Source organism: Streptomyces sp. CBMA291 (assembly GCF_014596525.1).
Taxonomy (GTDB): domain Bacteria; phylum Actinomycetota; class Actinomycetes; order Streptomycetales; family Streptomycetaceae; genus Streptomyces.
Map to the genome: position 1 here is coordinate 1 of NZ_MSJP01000082.1, position 16848 is coordinate 16848.

13 protein-coding genes are annotated in these 16848 nt (G+C 75.4%); 6 read left to right on the forward strand and 7 right to left on the reverse strand.

All coding sequences use genetic code 11. The features are described from left to right. Nucleotides 1-652: 652 nt before the first annotated feature. From BU197_RS19645 to BU197_RS19660, 4 genes are read right to left on the reverse strand one after another with little or no spacing between them, the layout of a single operon-like run. Nucleotides 653-1759: an NAD(P)H-dependent flavin oxidoreductase gene (locus tag BU197_RS19645; protein WP_188269589.1), complete on the reverse strand. Its 1107-nt coding sequence runs from the start codon at nucleotides 1757-1759 to the stop codon at nucleotides 653-655. Next, on the reverse strand, nucleotides 1756-2469 hold the full coding sequence (locus BU197_RS19650) for a CoA-transferase subunit beta (protein ID WP_188269590.1): 714 nt from the start codon (nucleotides 2467-2469) through the stop codon (nucleotides 1756-1758). The genes BU197_RS19645 and BU197_RS19650 overlap by 4 nt, the downstream gene beginning before the upstream one ends. After that, on the reverse strand, nucleotides 2466-3389 hold the full coding sequence (locus BU197_RS19655) for a CoA transferase subunit A (protein ID WP_317452337.1): 924 nt from the start codon (nucleotides 3387-3389) through the stop codon (nucleotides 2466-2468). The genes BU197_RS19650 and BU197_RS19655 overlap by 4 nt, the downstream gene beginning before the upstream one ends. After that, complete coding sequence (locus BU197_RS19660) at nucleotides 3386-4135, reverse strand: enoyl-CoA hydratase family protein (protein ID WP_188269591.1); 750 nt, start codon at nucleotides 4133-4135, stop codon at nucleotides 3386-3388. Before BU197_RS19660 ends, BU197_RS19655 begins: the two co-directional genes overlap by 4 nt. 67 nt (nucleotides 4136-4202) lie before the next feature. On the opposite strand from BU197_RS19660, the gene BU197_RS19665 reads away from it, so the two are divergent. Together BU197_RS19665 and BU197_RS19670 are read left to right on the forward strand one after the other, a co-directional pair. After that, nucleotides 4203-4973: an SDR family oxidoreductase gene (locus BU197_RS19665; protein ID WP_188269592.1), complete on the forward strand. Its 771-nt coding sequence runs from the start codon at nucleotides 4203-4205 to the stop codon at nucleotides 4971-4973. After that, nucleotides 4970-5905: an SDR family oxidoreductase gene (locus BU197_RS19670; protein WP_188269593.1), complete on the forward strand. Its 936-nt coding sequence runs from the start codon at nucleotides 4970-4972 to the stop codon at nucleotides 5903-5905. The genes BU197_RS19665 and BU197_RS19670 overlap by 4 nt, the downstream gene beginning before the upstream one ends. 208 nt (nucleotides 5906-6113) lie before the next feature. Here BU197_RS19670 and BU197_RS19675 read toward each other — a convergent pair whose 3' ends face one another. Together BU197_RS19675 and BU197_RS19680 are read right to left on the reverse strand one after the other, a co-directional pair. Continuing rightward, entirely contained in the window at nucleotides 6114-7580 is a 1467-nt protein-coding gene (locus BU197_RS19675) for an ankyrin repeat domain-containing protein (protein WP_188269594.1), read from the reverse strand. Nucleotides 7581-8194: 614 nt separating this feature from the next. After that, a complete protein-coding gene (locus BU197_RS19680; protein WP_188269595.1) occupies nucleotides 8195-9079 on the reverse strand; it encodes a hypothetical protein in 885 nt (294 codons plus the stop codon). Between the two features lie 161 nt (nucleotides 9080-9240). On the opposite strand from BU197_RS19680, the gene BU197_RS19685 reads away from it, so the two are divergent. Then, on the forward strand, nucleotides 9241-10023 hold the full coding sequence (locus BU197_RS19685; RefSeq protein WP_188269596.1) for a S1 family peptidase: 783 nt from the start codon (nucleotides 9241-9243) through the stop codon (nucleotides 10021-10023). Nucleotides 10024-10359: 336 nt separating this feature from the next. Here the strand turns inward: BU197_RS19685 and BU197_RS19690 are convergent, their stop codons facing one another. Continuing rightward, a complete protein-coding gene (locus BU197_RS19690) occupies nucleotides 10360-12135 on the reverse strand; it encodes a glycoside hydrolase family 35 protein (RefSeq protein WP_188269597.1) in 1776 nt (591 codons plus the stop codon). 115 nt (nucleotides 12136-12250) lie between these two features. Between BU197_RS19690 and BU197_RS19695 the strand changes: the two genes are divergently transcribed. The 3 genes from BU197_RS19695 to pepN all read left to right on the forward strand — a co-directional run bounded on the left by BU197_RS19695 (nucleotide 12251) and on the right by pepN (nucleotide 16201). After that, a complete protein-coding gene (locus BU197_RS19695) occupies nucleotides 12251-13132 on the forward strand; it encodes a helix-turn-helix domain-containing protein (RefSeq protein ID WP_188269598.1) in 882 nt (293 codons plus the stop codon). An 11-nt stretch (nucleotides 13133-13143) separates the two neighbouring features. Next, nucleotides 13144-13497 carry a chorismate mutase gene (locus BU197_RS19700; RefSeq protein ID WP_188269599.1) on the forward strand — a complete coding sequence of 118 codons (354 nt, stop codon included), beginning with the start codon at nucleotides 13144-13146 and terminating at the stop codon, nucleotides 13495-13497. Between the two features lie 217 nt (nucleotides 13498-13714). After that, complete coding sequence (pepN, locus tag BU197_RS19705) at nucleotides 13715-16201, forward strand: aminopeptidase N (protein ID WP_188269600.1); 2487 nt, start codon at nucleotides 13715-13717, stop codon at nucleotides 16199-16201. The last annotated feature ends 647 nt before the right edge of the window (nucleotides 16202-16848 follow it).

Below are 16848 nucleotides of genomic sequence, written 5' to 3' on the forward strand. Positions count from 1 at the left end.
ACCGGCCGGGGCGCGCCCGCGTCGACCGGCACGGGCCGAGGCGGACGCCCGTCCACGGGCTCCGGCCGCTCCCGGGGAACCGGCGGCGGCAGCCGCGCGTCGCGCCCCCGCCAGGGCGGCGACTCGTAGGAGCCGTATGGCCGGGGGTGACCCGGAACCGTCGGCCGTATGGCGGGGGTGACCCCGAACCGTCGGGCCGTACGGCGGGGATGCCCCGGAACCGTCGGCCGTACGGCGGGGGTGACCCCCGAACCGCCGGGCCGTACGGACGGCACGGGCAGGCCCGGCGGGCCGTACGGCCCGGCGGCGGCCCCGCTCCGCAGGAACGGCACCACGAGGGGCCCGGCGCGCGATCAGCGCACCGGGCCCCTCGGGCTGTCCTGGTGGGGTACGGGTGGCCGACGCTGGAACGGGCCCTACGGGGTCCGGCCTGTCAGGGTTCCGCCCCTGTCAGGGTTGCGGCCCCCTGCGAGGTCCGGCCCCACCAGGGTTGCGCCCCGCGAGGTCCGGCCTCCGCCAGTTCCGCCCCCGCAAAGCCCGGCCCTCCAAGGGCCCCACGAGGTCCGGCCCCGCCAGTTCCGCCCCCGTAAAGTCCGGCCTTCCAAGGGCCCCCGCCAGGTCCGGCCCCGCCGGATCCGCCCCCACCCCGCCCTCAGCCCGCCTCCACTCCTGACCCCGGCACCCCCGGCCCTGGCCCCGGCCCCGGCCCCGGCCCCGGTACCGGCAACCCCCTCAGTACCTCGTCCGCCTCCCGCATGATCCGGTCGATCAGTTCCGCGCAGCTCGGCAGGTCGTCGATCACGCCCGCGACCTGTCCTGCGGCCATCACGCCGAGGTCCGTGCGGCCCTCGACCATGGACGCCCGCAGCAGCATCGGGGTGTTCGCGGCGAGCAGGAGCTGGCTCCAGGTGAGGTCCTTGCCGTGGCGCAGGGCCAGTCCTTCGCGGATCATCGCGGGCCAGGAGAGCCCGGACAGGCGCCGGAAGCCCGCCGCCCGCCGTACGGCACGGGCCAGGGTGCGGGCGCGTCCGGCGTTCTCCAGGGAGGCGACGAGTTCGGTGCGCAGCATCCGGTGCGGCAGCCCGTCGACGGCGGTGGTGACGGTGACGTCCTTGACGGTGGCGGCCAGATAGCGGGCCTTGACCGCGTCCGGCACGGTCGAGTCGGAGGTCAGCAGGAAGCGGGTGCCCATGGCGATGCCCGCCGCCCCGTGGGCGAGTGCGGCGACGAGCCCGCGCCCGTCGCGGAAGCCGCCCGCCGCGATCACCGGGATGTCCACCGCGTCGGCCACCTGCGGCAGCAGCACGCTGGTGGCGACCTCGCCGGTGTGCCCGCCGCCCTCGCCGCCCTGGACGAGGACCGCGTCCGCGCCCCACTCCGCCACCTTCTCGGCGTGCCGCCGGGCGCCCACGGAGGGGATCACGAGGACCCCCGCGTCCTTGAGCACGGCGATCAGTTCGCGGGAGGGGGCGAGGGCGAAGGAGGCGACCCGTACGCCCTCCTCGACGACGATCCGGACCCGTTCCCGCGCGTCGCCCGCGTCCGCGCGCAGATTGACCCCGAAGGGCCGGTCCGTGCGGGAGCGCACCTCGCGGACGGCGGCGCGCAGCTCCCGCGTGGTCATGGTGGCGGAGGCGAGGATGCCGAGCCCGCCCGCCTCGGCGGTGGCGCAGACGAGCCGGGGCCCGGCGACCCAGCCCATCCCGGTCTGCACGACGGGGTGGCGGACGCCGGTCAGTTCGGTGAGGGCGGTCCTCATCGGGGCGGAACCTCCCGGTCGCGCAGCCCGCGCGGGTCGAGGACCTCGCGGATCAGCCGCAGCTCCTCGGCGGTGGGCTCCCGGGTGTACGGGACCTCGTCCTCGGCCGGCAGGTCGAAGCCGGTGGCGGCGCGGACCTCGTCGACGGTGACCCCGGGGTGCACGGAGAGCAGCCGCATCCGGTGGTCGGGGGTCTCGAAGTCGAGGACGGCGAGGTCGGTGACGACCCGGGGAAGCCGGTGGTAGGGCCCGGTGGCGTGGTCGTAGCCGACGCCGCAGACCATGTCGACCCGCTTGACGAAGACCCGGGGCGAGTGCTTGGGGATCCAGTAACTGACCGGATGGTTGAGGGTGTTGACGGGAGCGCCGCGCACCCCGAGGAGCTGGCGGGTGGGCCGCTCCCAGTCGCCGACGCAGGAGATGTTCTGATTGCCGTACCGGTCGATCTGGCTGGCGCCCATCATCACGTGCCGCCTGCCGCCGGTGACCATGGTGAGGTGTCTGCGGTACGGCAGCCAGCCCTCGGGCTCCCCTTCGGGGCCGACAAGCAGGGCCTCTCCGTCGGTGAGGAGGAGGTCGGGGGAGAAGGTACGGCGGGCGAGGCGGGCGCCGAGGGAGGGGACGAGCCCCATCGGGCTGGCGAGCACCTCGCCGTCGTCCCGCCAGGCCTCGGCACAGGCGATCACGCAGTACTCGGCTCGACTGATCACCGCTGCTCCTCCTCACGGCCGAGGGGCCCGGTGTCCCCGGCCTGCTCGTCCCGCCGGGTGGGCCCCGCGTCTTCGGCCGCTCGTTCCGCGTGCCAGGCGCGGACGGCCGCCTGGTAGTCGTCCTCGCTCTTGCCGGAGAGGAAGCGGGCGGCGAACTCGGGCCAGGGGGTGGTGGCGTAGAGCCGCTGGAACGGTTCGTCACGGGCGTGGTCGGGGACGCAGGAGGTGAAGTGGGCCCCGTTCGGGGCCTCGACGACACCCGTGACGCTGTGCCGGGCGACAAGCAGGGTCTGGGGCACGGTGTCGGGCCCGAAGCGGTCCACGAGCCGCTCGCAGGAGACGTACGCGGTGTCGGCGGCCTCGCAGAACAGGTCGTCGAAGTACGGGTCGGGGCCCAGGTACTGGCCGTTGCCGAGCCGGTCGGCGCGGTTCAGGTGGACGAGGGCCGCGTCGAGCCGCAGGGCGGGGACGGCGACGAACTCCTCGCCGTCCGCGTACGGGGAGACGACCGTCCGCAGCTCCGGGTTGACCCGCATCACGTCGGAGCCGAGCCCCGCCCGTACCGGCAGGAAGGGCAGCCGGTTGGCGGCGGCGTGCAGGCCCCACATGAACATCGCCTCGTCGAGTTCCGTGAGGGCGAGGGTGCCCTGCTCGCGCGCGGTCCGGAAACGGGGTTCGAGAGGGATGGAGTCCAGGGTGGCGAACGGGGCGACGAGCCGTCCGATCCGCCCGGCGGCGGCGAGCAGGCCCACGTCGGGGCCACCGTAGGAGACCACCGTCAGATCGGTGATCTCGGACCGGAGCACCGCTCTCACCAGCGCCATCGGCTTGCGCCGTGAGCCCCAGCCGCCGATCCCGATCGTCATGCCGGAGCGGAGCCGGCCGACGACCTGCTCCAGCGTCATCGTCTTGTCGGTCACGGGGAGTTCTCCTTTCCGAAGGTGTCACGGACCCGGGCCGCGACCCCGCCGAGTGCCGCCTCGAAGGTGAAACCCTGCTCGAAGCGGTAGCTGCGCCGTACGTCCACCGGGTCGATGCCGTTGAGCGCCGCCTTCGCGAGCCGCAGCAGCGTGCCCTCCTTGGCGGCGATCTCCCCGGCGAGACCGAGCGCCGCGCCGAGCAGCGCGGGCCGGGGCACCACCTCCCACACCGAGCCGTGCGCGCGCAGCTCGGCGGCGGTCACCGTCCGGGAGGTGTAGTAGAGCGTCCGCATCAGATGCTGGGGTACGAGCCGGGCGAGATGGGTGGCGGCGCCGAGCGCGCCCCGGTCCAGCTCGGGCAGCCCGAAGACGGCGTCGTCGGCGGCGACGATCGCGTCCGCGTTGCCGACGAGCCCGATCCCGCCGCCCAGACAGTGCCCGGCGACCGCCGCGACCACCGGCACCTCGCAGGCGTACACGGCGGCGAAGGCCTCGGCGCAGCCGCTGTTGGCGCCGATCAGGGCCGTGTGCCCGGGATCGCGCCGCAACTCCTTGATGTCGACGCCCGCGTTGAAGCCCCGGCCCTCGGCGGCCAGGACGACACAGCGGACCTCCGGGTCGCGACCGGCCGCGCGGACGGCGTCGGCGAGCGCGTACCAGCCTTCGACGGGCAGGGCGTTGACGGGTGGGAAGTCGACGGTGACGAGGGCGACGCCCGGGGCGGGGCGCGAGGTGCAGACACCCATGAGCGAATCAGCTACCTTTCCACCAAACGTTTGTTAGGTAACCTCTTGAGGAGGAAGGTAGCAGCCGATGGAGCTGGACGGGAGGGTCGTGCTCGTCACCGGTGGAACCCGGGGCGTCGGGGCCGGTATCGCCCGCGCCTTTCTGCGGGCCGGGGCCAGGGTCGCCGTATGCGCCCGCAGACCCCCGCCCGCGCCGGTCGAAGCGGCGGGCCGCACCGCCGACTTCCACCCGCTCGACCTGCGGGAACCCACCGCGGTGCGCGAGTTCCTCACCGCCTTCGCCCTGCGGTACGGGCGGCTCGACGTCCTCGTCAACAACGCGGGCGGCACGCCGTACCGCCTCCTCGGCGAAGGCGAGGCCGAGCGTCACGCGCGGGTCCTCGCGCTGAACCTCGCCGCCCCGCTCGCCGTCAGCCTCGCCGCCCACCCGCTGCTCCGGGCCGCGCGCGGCGCGATCGTCATGATCGGCAGCGTCAGCGGCACCCGCCCCTCCCCGGGCACCGCCGCCTACGGCGCGGCCAAGGCGGGCCTGGAGAACCTGGCCCGCTCGATGGCGGTCGAATGGGCGCCCGAGGTACGGGTCAACACACTCGTGCTCGGCATGGTCAGGACCGAACTCTCCGCCCTGCACTACGGGGACGCGGCCGGGATCGCCGCCGTCGGCCGGACCGTACCGCTCGGCCGCCTCGCCGCGCCGGACGAGATCGGCGAGGCGGCCGTCTTCCTCGCCTCCGACCGGGCGGGCTACGTCTCGGGAGCCTCGCTCCTCGTCCACGGCGGCGGCGAACGCCCCGCCTTCCTCGACGCCTCGACCGCGAACAAGGGAGAACCGACATGACCGACGAGCCGGGTACGGGGACGAGCGCGGCTCCGGGCACGCGCACGGGCGCGGCCGGGGGGCTCTGCGCGGGCAGGGTCGTCGTGGTGACCGGGGCGGGGCGGGGGCTGGGCCGGGCCCACGCGCTGGCCTTCGCGGCCGAGGGCGCCCGGCTCGTCGTCAACGATCTGGGCGTCGGACTCGACGGCCGCCCCGGCCCCGACAGCCCGGCCGCGGAGGTCGTGGAGGAGATCAGGGCGCGGGGCGGCGAAGCCGTCGCGCACGGTGGGGACATCGCGACCACCGAGGGCGCCTCCTCCCTGGTCACGGCCGCCCTCGATGCCTACGGCCGGCTCGACACCCTCGTCAGCAACGCGGGCTTCCTGCGCGATCGGATGCTGGTGAACCTCGACGAGAAGGACTGGGACGCGGTCATGCGGGTCCACGCCAAGGGCCACTTCCTGCCGCTGCGGTACGCGGCCGCGCACTGGCGGGCGGAGACGAAGGCGGGCCGGACCCCGGTCGCCCGGATCGTCCACACCACCTCGGGCGCCGGGCTGCTCGGCAGCGTGGGACAGGGCAACTACGCGGCGGCCAAGGCGGCGATCGTCGGCCTCACCCTGGTGGCGGCGGCGGAACTGGCCCGGTACGGCGTCCAGGTCAACGCGGTCGCCCCGGCGGCGAGGACCCGGATGACCGAGCGGGTCTTCGACGGCCTGGAAGCCCTCCCGGAGGACGTGTCCCCCCTGGTGGTGTGGCTGGGCTCGGCCGCCTCCGAGAACGTGACCGGCCGCGTCTTCGAGGCGGAGGGCGGCCGCCTCACCGTCATGGAGGGCTGGCACCCGGGCCCCACGGAGGACAGGCCCGCCCGCCGCACCCCCGGGGAAGCGGGCGAGACGGCCCGCCGCCTGCTGAAGGAGGCGACACGGCCGGAGCCGGTGTACGGGGCGTGAGGCGTGGGGGGCGTGAGGCGTAAGGGGGGTGAGGTGTACGGGGGGGGTGAGGTGTAGGAGGGGCGGGGTGTAGGAGAGGCGGGGTGCACTGGGAGGCGACCGGGGGTGAGGTGTGCGGGCGCGAGGCGTACGGGGGCGAGTCCGTACGGGGGCGTACGGGTGGGGCTCGGCTGCCGGGCCGCCCCTGCCTCCCCCGGTGCCCGCCCTCTCAACTCCGCCGAGGATGCACCCACTCCAGCCGTGTCCTCACCCGTACGTCCTCCACGTACTCCAGGGCCGCGAGGGCCGTCTCGCGGGGTGGGGTCTCCGGGTCGGACTCGGCCAGGAGGGTGGTCAGGGCGTCGACGGCGCGGGGGTCCCGGCGGATCGCCAGACCCCGGGCCGCCTCCGCCGCCGTCTCCCGGTCCGGGTCGTCGAGCCGCTCCGCGAGGCCCTCCCGGACGAGCGGGGTGTCGTCGGGGAGTTCGGCGAGCGCGAGCGTCGCCCAGTCCCGTACCCGCGCGTCCCCGTCCCTGCTCAGCGCGAGCAGCACCCCCAGCCCCTCGACGTGCCCGGCCGGCACGATCCCGGCGAGCGCCCCCGCCACCGACCGGCGCACCACCGGATCGGGATGCCCGGCGAGCGCGAGGAGTTCGGGCACGGCCGACGGCTCCGCGCAGACGCCGAGGGCCGTCGCCACCGAGAGGGCCGGTTCCCGCGCCGGGCCCGTCGCCTCCGTCGCCAGGCGCCGCAGCACCGGGACCGCGCTCTGCGCGAAGCCCGGCAGCGCGCCGAGGACCCGCGCGCCGAGCGCCCGGCGCAGCGGATCGCGGTACGCGCACCAGGCGGCGGCCGTCACGAACGTCTCCTCGTCGGCCCGGCGCACCAGCTCCGCCACCGCCGTCGTCCAGTCGTCGAACTCCGGGTCCCCGCAGCGCAGCGCCCGCGCCGCCAGCTCCTCGTGCGGGGTCTCCCGCCCCAGCGAGGCCTCAAGGAGCGTGGCGACGGCCGCGTGCCCGGTGCCCCGGTCGTCACCGCGCCCCGGCGCCCCGTCCTCCCGCAGCAGCTCCACGACGACCGTGACCCCGCCGTCCTCCCGTACCCGCCGGACCACCGCCTCGTACGTCTCGCCCCCGTGGCCCGCGAGCAGGCCGCGCCGCAGTTCGGCCGCGATGTCCGCGCCGATCCAGCGCCGCGCCTCCCGCAACCCGGCCTCCCGGGCCGCCGCCCCGTGGTCGAGGAGCGCCCGTACGCAGCCGGGGGAGCCGCGCCGGGCGGCGACGACGAGGGGGAGAAGTCCGTCGGGCCCCGGCCGGTCCGGGTCGGCCCCGTGTTCCAGGAGCACCCGGACGGTGTCGGCGTGCCCGAGCCGCAGCGCCCAGGCGAGGGCGGTGAAGCCGAAGGACTCCTCCTGGTCGGCCGCGGCGCCCGCCGAGAGCAGGGCCCGCGCCACCTCCGCGTGTCCGCCGCAGGCCGCGCCGCACAGCGGCAGGTCCCCCTCGTCCTCGCCGCTGCCCCGGCCGGGATCGGCCCCGGCGGCCAGCAGGACGCGCACGATCCCGGCCTCGTCGCCGACGGCCGCCCGGTACAGGGCGCTCTCGCCGTCCTCCCGGCCCTCGGGGTCCGCCCCGGCCCGCAGGGCGCGTACGGCCCCGTCCTCGTCCCCGTCCCGGATGGCGTCGAACAGCGTGCTCATGGGCCGACCCTGACCCGCCGTCGGCTCCCGGCGCAAATCGCACCGGTCCGAAGCCCGGCCCGCGGACACCGGGCCCGGCCTTCGCACGCTCCGCATCGGCACGCGGCTCCGGTGACCGGTCCACGGGCTCGGGCCCGCCCCTTGGAGCCCCGCCGGGTCGGCGTGCGTGTGCGGGGGTGGGGTCCGCGCATCCCAGGCCCGCCTTCCGGGCCCGTCGGGTTGGCGCACGCGGGCGGGGGTGGGGCCCGCGTGCCCCAGGCTCGCGCTCCGGGCCCCGTCGGGTCGGCGTGTGCGTGCGGGGGAGGGGTCCGCGCATCCTAGGCCCGCCTTCCGGGCCGGTCGGGTTGGCGCACGCGTACGGGGGAGGAGCCCGCTTGCTCCAGGCCCGTGCTCCGGGCCCCGTCAGGTCGCCGCACGCGTGCGGGGGAAGGGTCCGCGTGTCCCAGGCTCGTCTTCCGGCCCCGTCGGGTCGCCGCACGCGTGCGGGGGTGGGGCCCGCGTGTCCCAGGCCCGCCTTCCGGGCCCCGTCGGGTCGCCGCACGCGTACGGCGGTGGGGTCCGCGTGCCCCAGGCTCGCTCACCGGGCCCCGCCGGATCCGCGCCCCGTCCTGCCGTCAGCCCGCGCAGTCCAGGACCGTCGCGCACACCCCGCACCGGGCCCGCAGCGCCCGGCCCGTGGGGATGCGCAGGCGCTGGCGGCAGACCGGGCAGGCGAAGGAGACGGCGGTGGCGGGGGAGCCGTCGTGGAAGGCGTACGGGGCGCCCTCCCCGGCCCGGCCGCGCCGCCGTTCCCAGACGTACCGGCGGTGCTCGGCCCAGCCCGCCCCGGCGAGCGGCGGCGCGGTCCGCTCCCGGGCGGCCTCGGCCCGGCCCCGGGTCCACGCCTCGTAGGCCACCGCGCTGGTGAACCAGGGCGAGGGGTCCTCGCCGAAGACCTCGGCCCGCTTGGCGAGGACGTAGCCGAACTCCTCCGGGGTGAGGTAGCCGAGCTTCTGGCTCTCCACCCCGTCGCGCCGGTAGGCGTCGAGCAGCAGCCAGCCCGCGCCCAGATAGGTGGTGGCGACGTCGGTGAGGATCTCGTTCTCGGCGGTGCCGGGGAAGCCGAGGCCGAGCCGGTGCAGCAGGACGTGGGCGATCTCGTGGGCGAGGGCCGCGCCGATGTCCCTGCGGCGGGTCCGGAAGCGGTCGTTCAGCTCCACGAAGTACTCGGGTCCGGCCGTGAGTTCGACGGCCGCCGCGTGCTCCATCGGGCGGAAGCTCACCACCAGGCGCGCCTCGGGCAGCCGCAGATGCCGGACGAGTGCCCCGGCCACCCGCTGGGTGCCGAGGTGCAGGTCCTCGTCGTCGGCGAGGGCGACCTCGAAGGCGGGCACGCTCGCCGGGAAGCGGTGGACGCCGTCGGGGGAGAGGCGTCGGTAGAGCGCGGTGATCGAGGCTCCGACCGCCGCGCGGTGCGGAAAGCCGTGGGCGACACGATCGCCCTCCTGACGGTGCGGCATACCGGCTCCCCCCTTCCGCCCACTGTACGGTCCCGTCCTCGGGTCTGGCCGAAAACGCTTCCTTGTGGCCCTTGTGGGGTGCTGTCCATAATCCGGACATGCCTTGACGGGCTCATGTCAGCACCCGTGGAGGTCCACCCCCCATGAGAGAAGGCAGGCGCATGAAGCAGAACCGCATGGTCCGCGCACTCCTGAAGCTGGCCGCGGCCGGCGCCGTCGCCCTGGCGGCCGTCAGCCTCCAGCCCACCACCGCCTCCGCCGCCCCCGCCCCCGTCGTCGGCGGCACCCGCGCCGCCCAGGGCGAGTTCCCCTGGATGGTCCGGCTCTCGATGGGCTGCGGCGGCTCGCTGATCTCCCCGCAGGTCGTGCTCACCGCCGCCCACTGCGTCAGCGGCTCCGGCGCCAACACCAGCATCACCGTCACCTCCGGCGTGGTCGACCTCCAGAGCGCCAGCGCCGTCAAGGTCAAGTCGACCAAGGTCCTCCAGGCCCCCGGCTACACCGGCAAGGGCAAGGACTGGGCGCTGATCAAGCTGGCCAGCCCCCTCACCGGCGTCTCCACCCTGAAGCTCGCCGACACCACCGCGTACAACAGCGGCACCTTCACCATCGCGGGCTGGGGCGCCGCCGTCGAGGGCGGCGCCCAGCAGCGCTACCTGCTCAAGGCGACCGTGCCCTTCGTCTCCGACGCCTCCTGCCAGGCCGCGTACGGCTCCGACCTCGTCCCCACCGAGGAGATCTGCGCCGGATACAGCCAGGGCGGCACCGACACCTGCCAGGGCGACTCCGGCGGCCCGATGTTCCGCAAGGACAACGCCGGTGCCTGGGTCCAGGTCGGCATCGTGAGCTGGGGCGAGGGCTGCGCGCGGCCCGGCTACCCCGGCGTCTACACGGAGGTCTCGACCTTCGCCGCCGCGATCACCTCGGCCGCGGCCACGCTGTAACCGCCCCCCGATACGGGTGCCCCGGAGCGGCCTCGGCTCCGGGGCACCTCCCTGCGTACGGGCGAGCCCCGACCTGTCGTGGACGCACGGGGACCGGGTGTACGGGGAGGACGCCGGGCCCCTCTCCGGCCCGGGTGCGCGCCCCGGCCCGCCTCCGGTACGGGCAGCCCCGCCCGTGGCGCGCCCCCGGCACGTTCCGGAGCGGGGGCGCCCCCGTACAGCCCGGCGCCCCGGCGCACAGGGGTGAACGGCCCGGCGCGCGGGGGCGGTCTCCGGCCGGGGAGGGCGCCCGGACGGGCGTACAGGGGCGATTCCCGGCAAGGAAGACCCCCTGCCTCAGAGCACCCCCAGCTCCACCGAAGGCGCCCCGTCCCCCTCCAGCTCCAGGACCCACACCTCGTTCGCGCCCTCCCGCAGGACCGGGCCCGGCAGGAACAGGGCCTCCTGCGGACCCGCCGACCAGTACCGGCCCGCGCAGTGGCCGTTCACCCAGACGAAGCCCCGGGTCCCGCCCGGCACCCGCAGCCACGCGTCACCGGCCCCCGCGACCTCCAGGACCCCCCGGTACAGGCCCCGGCCCGCACCCGCCGCGACCTCGCCGCCCGGCACCTCCCCGAACGGCACCCCGTCGACCGCCTCCGCCGCGAAGGCGTCGAGCCGCAGCGCCCGCGCCCGGAACCCGTGCAGATACTGCCGCTCGTGGCGCACCCCGCCGGTGATGCCCTTCGGCTCCGCCAGCCGGGGCCCGTAGTTGACCCGGCCCAGCGACTCCACCCACAGGTCCACCACCGCGGGCCCCGCCACCGGCGCGTCCAGGGTCACGTCCTCACCGTCCGCCGTGCCCAGGACCCCCGCCGGGACCCCGTCGACGTACACCAGCGCCCGGTCCCGCAGCCCCGTCACCCCCAGCGGATACGGCTGCCGGGGCCCCGGCACCGCGACCCGGTAGCGGACGAGACCCCGGTCCACGCCCAGCTCCTCGAAGGTCGGCGGCACCGGAGCCACCCGCTCCTCGTCGCCCAGCGCTTCGAGCACCGCCTCCAGCGGAGCCCAGCCGTCGAGCCGCCCGGCGACCGCCGCCGCGAGCCGCGCCGGAGGCTCCGGCAGCTCCGGCAGCGGCCCCCGCGCGTACGGCGCGAGCACCTCGCGGAAGAGCCGGAACTTCTCCGTCGGCCGCCCCGCCTCGTCCACCGGGGCGTCGTAGTCGTAGGAGGTCACCGTGGGGCGCAGCGGCCCGTCGTGCAGCTCGCCGTCCCGGTTCGCACCCGCCCAGCCCCCGTGGTTCGTCCCGCCGTGCGCCATGTACACATTGACCGACGCCCCGCACTCCAGGACCTCCCGCAGCGCCCCGGCCGCCTCCACCGCGTCCCGGACCGTGTGCTCCGTACCCCAGTGGTCGAACCAGCCGCACCAGAACTCCATGCACATCAACGGCCCCGACGGCTGGTGCCGCCGCAGCGTCGCGAAGCCCTCCCGGGCCCCCGCGCCGAAGTTCGCCGTCGCGAGCACCCCCGGCACCGAACCGCCCGTCAGCATGTGGTCCTCGGGCCCGTCCGAGGTGAAGAGCGGCACGCTCACCCCGCAGTCCCGCAGCAGCTCCGCCACCCACTCCAGATACGCCAGGTCGCTGCCGTAACTCCCGTACTCGTTCTCCACCTGGACGAGCACCACCGGACCGCCCCGGTCGATCTGCCGCTCCACCACCTGCGGCAGCAGCCGCCGGAACCAGTCCTCCACCGGCCCGAGGAACTCCGGATCGCAGGTCCGCACCCGGCGCCCCAGCGGACCGGTCAGCCAGTGCGGAAGCCCGCCGTTCTCCCACTCGGCGCAGATGTACGGCCCCGGCCGCACGATCGCCCACATCCCGGCCCGCTGCACCGCGTCCAGGAACCGGCCGAGCGCCGCCACGTCCCCGTACCGGCCCGGCTCCGGCGCGTACAGGTTCCAGGGGACGTACGTCTCGACACAGTTGAGGCCCATCGCGCGCAGCATCCCGAGCCGGTGCCCCCAGTGCTCCTCGTGCACCCGGAAGTAGTGCAGCGCCCCCGACAGCAGCCGTACCGGCCGCCCGTCGAGCAGAAAGTCCTCGTCACCCACAGCGAACGTGCTCATGGCGCCACCCTCGCCGCTTGGCGGCGGACCGGTCCATGGACAAAGATCGTCGAAGACTGGACGTTCGTGAAGACGTCGGGACACAACGGACGACGACGCGGAAGGCACCCCGGCCATGTACCACACCTGGATGCGCTACCTCACCCCGAGCCCCGTCCACCACCGCCTCGGCCTCGTCTGCCTCGGCGTCGGACTCCAGCACGGCGCGCTGCCCCCCGTCGGCCCCCGCACCCTCGACCACCATGTGGCCGTCCTCGTCTCGGCGGGCGGCGGCTGGTACCGCACCGCCGAGGGACACCGCACCCCCGTCACCGCCCCCGCCCTCCTCTGGCTCACCCCCGGCGTCCCCCACCACTACGGCGCCGACCCCGGCACCGGCTGGGACGAGGCCTTCGTCGACTTCACGGGACCCGCCACCGCCACCTACACCGAACTCGGCTGCATCGAACCCGACCGGCCCGTCGTCCCCCTCTCCGACGCCGCCCCCGCCCGCGCCGTCGTCTCCCGCATCGCCCGCGCCGCCCGCACCGGCAACCCCCTCCTGGAAGTCGAGACCGCCGCCGCCGTCCACGAACTCCTCGTCGCCCTGCGCCGCGCCCGCGCCGACACCGGCGCCGACCCCCTCCTCACCGCCCTCGCCCGCGACGCCTTCGAACCGCTCACCGTCGCGGGACACGCCGCCCGGCACGGCCTGACCACCGCCGAACTGCGCGCCGCCGTCCGCCGCGCCGCCGGACGCAGCCCCAAGGACTACCTGCTCACCGTCCGCCTCGGCCGCGCCAAGGAACTCCTCGCGGGCACCGACCTCTCCGTGGCCGCCATCGCCCGCCGCGTCGGCTACGACGACCCCGCCTACTTCTCCCGGCTCTTCACCCGCCGGGTCGGCGCCGCCCCCGTCCACTTCCGCGAACAGCAGGGCAGGCCCGCGCCCGGGGACTGGAACGACCGTGTCCCGGATTCCGAACACCCGCCCACCGTCCTCCCGGCCTCCCGCTAGGCTCGGACCTCATGAGCGACTTCCCCCAGCACCGGCCGACCGGCGCGTCCGGACGGGCCGACGAGCAGGTCGACGAGACCGTACGCGCGGAGCTGACCCGGCTGCGCGAGAGCATCGACAACATCGACGCGGCCGTCGTCCACATGCTCGCCGAGCGCTTCAAGTGCACCCAGCAGGTCGGCGTCCTCAAGGCCCGTCACCAGCTGCCGCCCGCCGACCCCGCCCGCGAGGCACGCCAGATCACCCGGCTCCGCGAACTGGCCGAGAGCGCCAAGCTGGACCCCGCCTTCGCGGAGAAACTCCTCAACTTCATCATCGCCGAGGTCATCCGCCACCACGAGACGATCGCCGACGGCACCCGCTGACCGACCCGGACCGCCGCTGACCGACCCGGACCACCGACGACCGATCCGGGCCGACGATGACCGGCACGACTGACGACGGCCTACCCGGGCCGCCGACCGCCCGGAACCGCCCCGCGAGACACCAGGCCCGCCCACCTGAACGGCCCCGGACTCGCCTGAGCGGGAAAGCTCCGCCCACCCCTGCCCGACGCCACGGGCATCGGGCAGCATAGGGCCCATGTCCGTACTGACGCGCGACGAAGCGCAGACCCGTGCCCAGCTCCTCGATGTCCAGCACTACCAGGTCGACCTCGACCTCACCACCGGTGACGAGACCTTCGGCTCACAGAGCCTCATCCGCTTCACGGCCCGCGCCGCCGGGGACACCTTCGTCGAGCTGAAGCCCGAGACCCTGCACTCCGCGCACCTCGACGACGAGCCCCTCGACGTCACCACCCTCGAAGGCAACCGGCTCCCGCTGGCCCTCACCGAGGGCGAGCACGTCCTGCGGATCGTCACGAGCATGCGGTACTCCCGTACGGGCGAGGGCATGCACCGGTTCACGGACCCCAGCGACGGCGAGACGTACGTCTACACCCAGCTCTTCATGGAGGACGTCCAGCGCGTCTTCCCCGCCTTCGACCAGCCCGACCTGAAGGCCGTCTTCGAGGTCTCCGTCACCGCCCCCGATGGCTGGACCGTCCTCTCCAACGGCGTCACCGGACAGGGCCCCGACGGACGCTGGCGGGCCGCCGCCACCCCGCCGCTCTCCACCTACTTCGTCTGCGTCGCCGCCGGACCCTGGCACTCCATCCGCACCGAGCACGCGGGCCTCCCCTTCGGCATCCACTGCCGCCGCTCCCTCGCCTCCCACCTCGCCGCCGACGCCGACGAGATCCTCGCCGTCACCAAGGCCTGCTTCGACCGCTTCCACGAGAAGTTCGAGGAGCCGTACCCCTTCGACTCCTACGACCAGGCCTTCGTCCCCGAGTTCAACGCGGGCGCCATGGAGAACCCCGGCCTCGTCACCTTCCGCGACGAGTTCGTCTTCCGCTCCGCCGTCACCGTCACCGAACGCCAGACCCGCGCCATGGTCATCGCCCACGAGATGGCCCACATGTGGTTCGGCGACCTCGTCACCCTGCGCTGGTGGGACGACATCTGGCTGAACGAGTCCTTCGCCGAGTACATGGGCTACCAGACCGTCAACGAAGCCTGCTCCGACCTCTTCCCCGACACCTGGGTCGACTTCGGCGTCACCCGCAAGGCCTGGGGATACGAGGCCGACCAGCGGCCCTCCACCCACCCCGTCGCCCCCGACCCGGAGTCCGTCCCCGACACCGCCTCCGCGCTCCTCAACTTCGACGGCATCTCCTACGCCAAGGGCGCCTCCGCCCTCCGCCAGCTCGTCACCTGGCTCGGCGAGAAGGACTTCCTCGCCGGCATCAACATCCACTTCAAGCGGCACAAGTTCGGCAACGCCACCCTCGCCGACTTCATCGACAACCTCGCCGCCGCCACCGACCGCGACGTCCACGCCTGGGCCGAGCGCTGGCTGCGCACCACCGGTGTCGACACCCTCACCCCCACCGTCACCGGCGAGGGCCTCCACTGGCAGCTCGCCGTCGGCCACGACGGAAGCCGCCCCCACCGCGTCCGCGCCGGGATCTACGACCGCGACCCCTCCGGCGGCCTCGTCCTGCGCGAGCGCCGCGAACTCGACGTCCCCCAGACCGGGCCCGCCGACCTCGCCGGACCCCGCCCCGCCCTCGTCGTCCTCAACGACGAGGACCTCACCTACACCAAGCTCCGCTTCGACCCGGTCTCCGAGGAGACCGCCCTGCGCGGCCTCTCCGGCATTCCCGACCCGCTCACCCGCGCCGTCGTCTGGAACGCCCTGCGCGACATGGTCCGCGACGGCGGACTCGCCCCCGCCGCCTATCTGGAGACCGCCCTCGCGCATCTCCCCGAGGAGACCGAACTCGCCCTCGTCCAGGGCGTCCTCGCCTTCGCCCGCACCCAGCTCGCCGACCGCTACGTCACCGAGGAGGAGCGCCCCGCCGCCCTCGCCGTCGTCTGCGAGATCGCCCGCGCGCTGCTGCGCCGCACCGAGGACGGCGACGCGCCCGGACTGCGCCTCACCGCCGTCCGCGCCTACATCGACAGCGTCACCACCCCCGACAAGATCGCCTCCTGGCTTGACGAGGGCACCGTCCACGGCGGCCCCGAACTCGACCCCGAACTGCGCTGGCGCATCCTCGCCCGGCTCGCCGTCCTCGGCGCCACCGACGAGCCCGCCATCGCCGCCGAACTGGAGCGCGACCCCAGCGCCACCGGCCAGGAGGGCGCCGCCCGCTGCCGCGCCGCCCTGCCCACCCCGGAGGCGAAGGCCGCCGCCTGGACGGCCCTCTTCGGCTCCGACGACCTGTCCAACTACCTCTTCAACGCCACCGCCCAGGGCTTCTGGCAGCCGGAGCAGGCCGACCTCGTCCGCGCCTACGTGCCCCGCTTCTACTCCGACGCCATCGCCCTCGCCGACCGCAGGGGCCCCGCCATGGCCGAGGCGGCGGGCCGCTTCGCCTTCCCGGCCCACGCGGTCGACCAGGAGGCCCTGACCCTGGGGGAGCGGCACCTCGCCACCTCCCCGATGACCCCGGCCCTCCACCGCAAGCTCGTCGACCAGCTCGACGACCTCCGCCGAGCCCTGAAGGCCCGCACGGCCTGACCGGCCACCGCCCGGCACCCCGAGGCGGGTGCCGGGCGCGCGGCGGGGGCCGGCCCTCGCCGCGGCCCGCGCCCGGACCAGCCCCCGGACCAGGCCCCGGACCAGCCCCCGGACCAGCCCCCGGACCAGCCCCCGGACCAGCCCCCGGACCAGGCCGGGCCCAGCCCAGCCCGGCCTGGGCCCGGCCTGGGACCTGCTTTGGACCTGCTTCGGACCGCCCCCGGCCCGGCATCGGCCCGGCCTGGGACCTGCCTGGGACCTGCCTGGGACCTGCCTGGGACCGCCCCCGGCCCGGCCTGGGACCTGCATCGGCCCGGCATCGGCCCGGCCTGGGACCTGCCTGGGACCGCCCCCGGCCCGGCCTGGGACCTGCTTCGGCCCGGCATCGGACCAGCCTCGGACCGGCCTGAGACCGGCCCCGGCCGTTCCCCGGGCCGGCCCCGGCCCCCCCCCCCCCCCCCCCCCCCCCCCCCCCCCCCCCCCCCCCCCCCCCCCCCCCCCCCCCCCCCCCCCCCGCCCCGGGCCGAGGCCCTGCTCTACGTACCCGACCGGGCGTACGAGCAGCTCACGGGCGAGACGTGGGGCCGGGACACTCGCCACAGCTACGAGTCGTACTCCAACACGGCCGGGTGGGCGGCGGGGGCGTA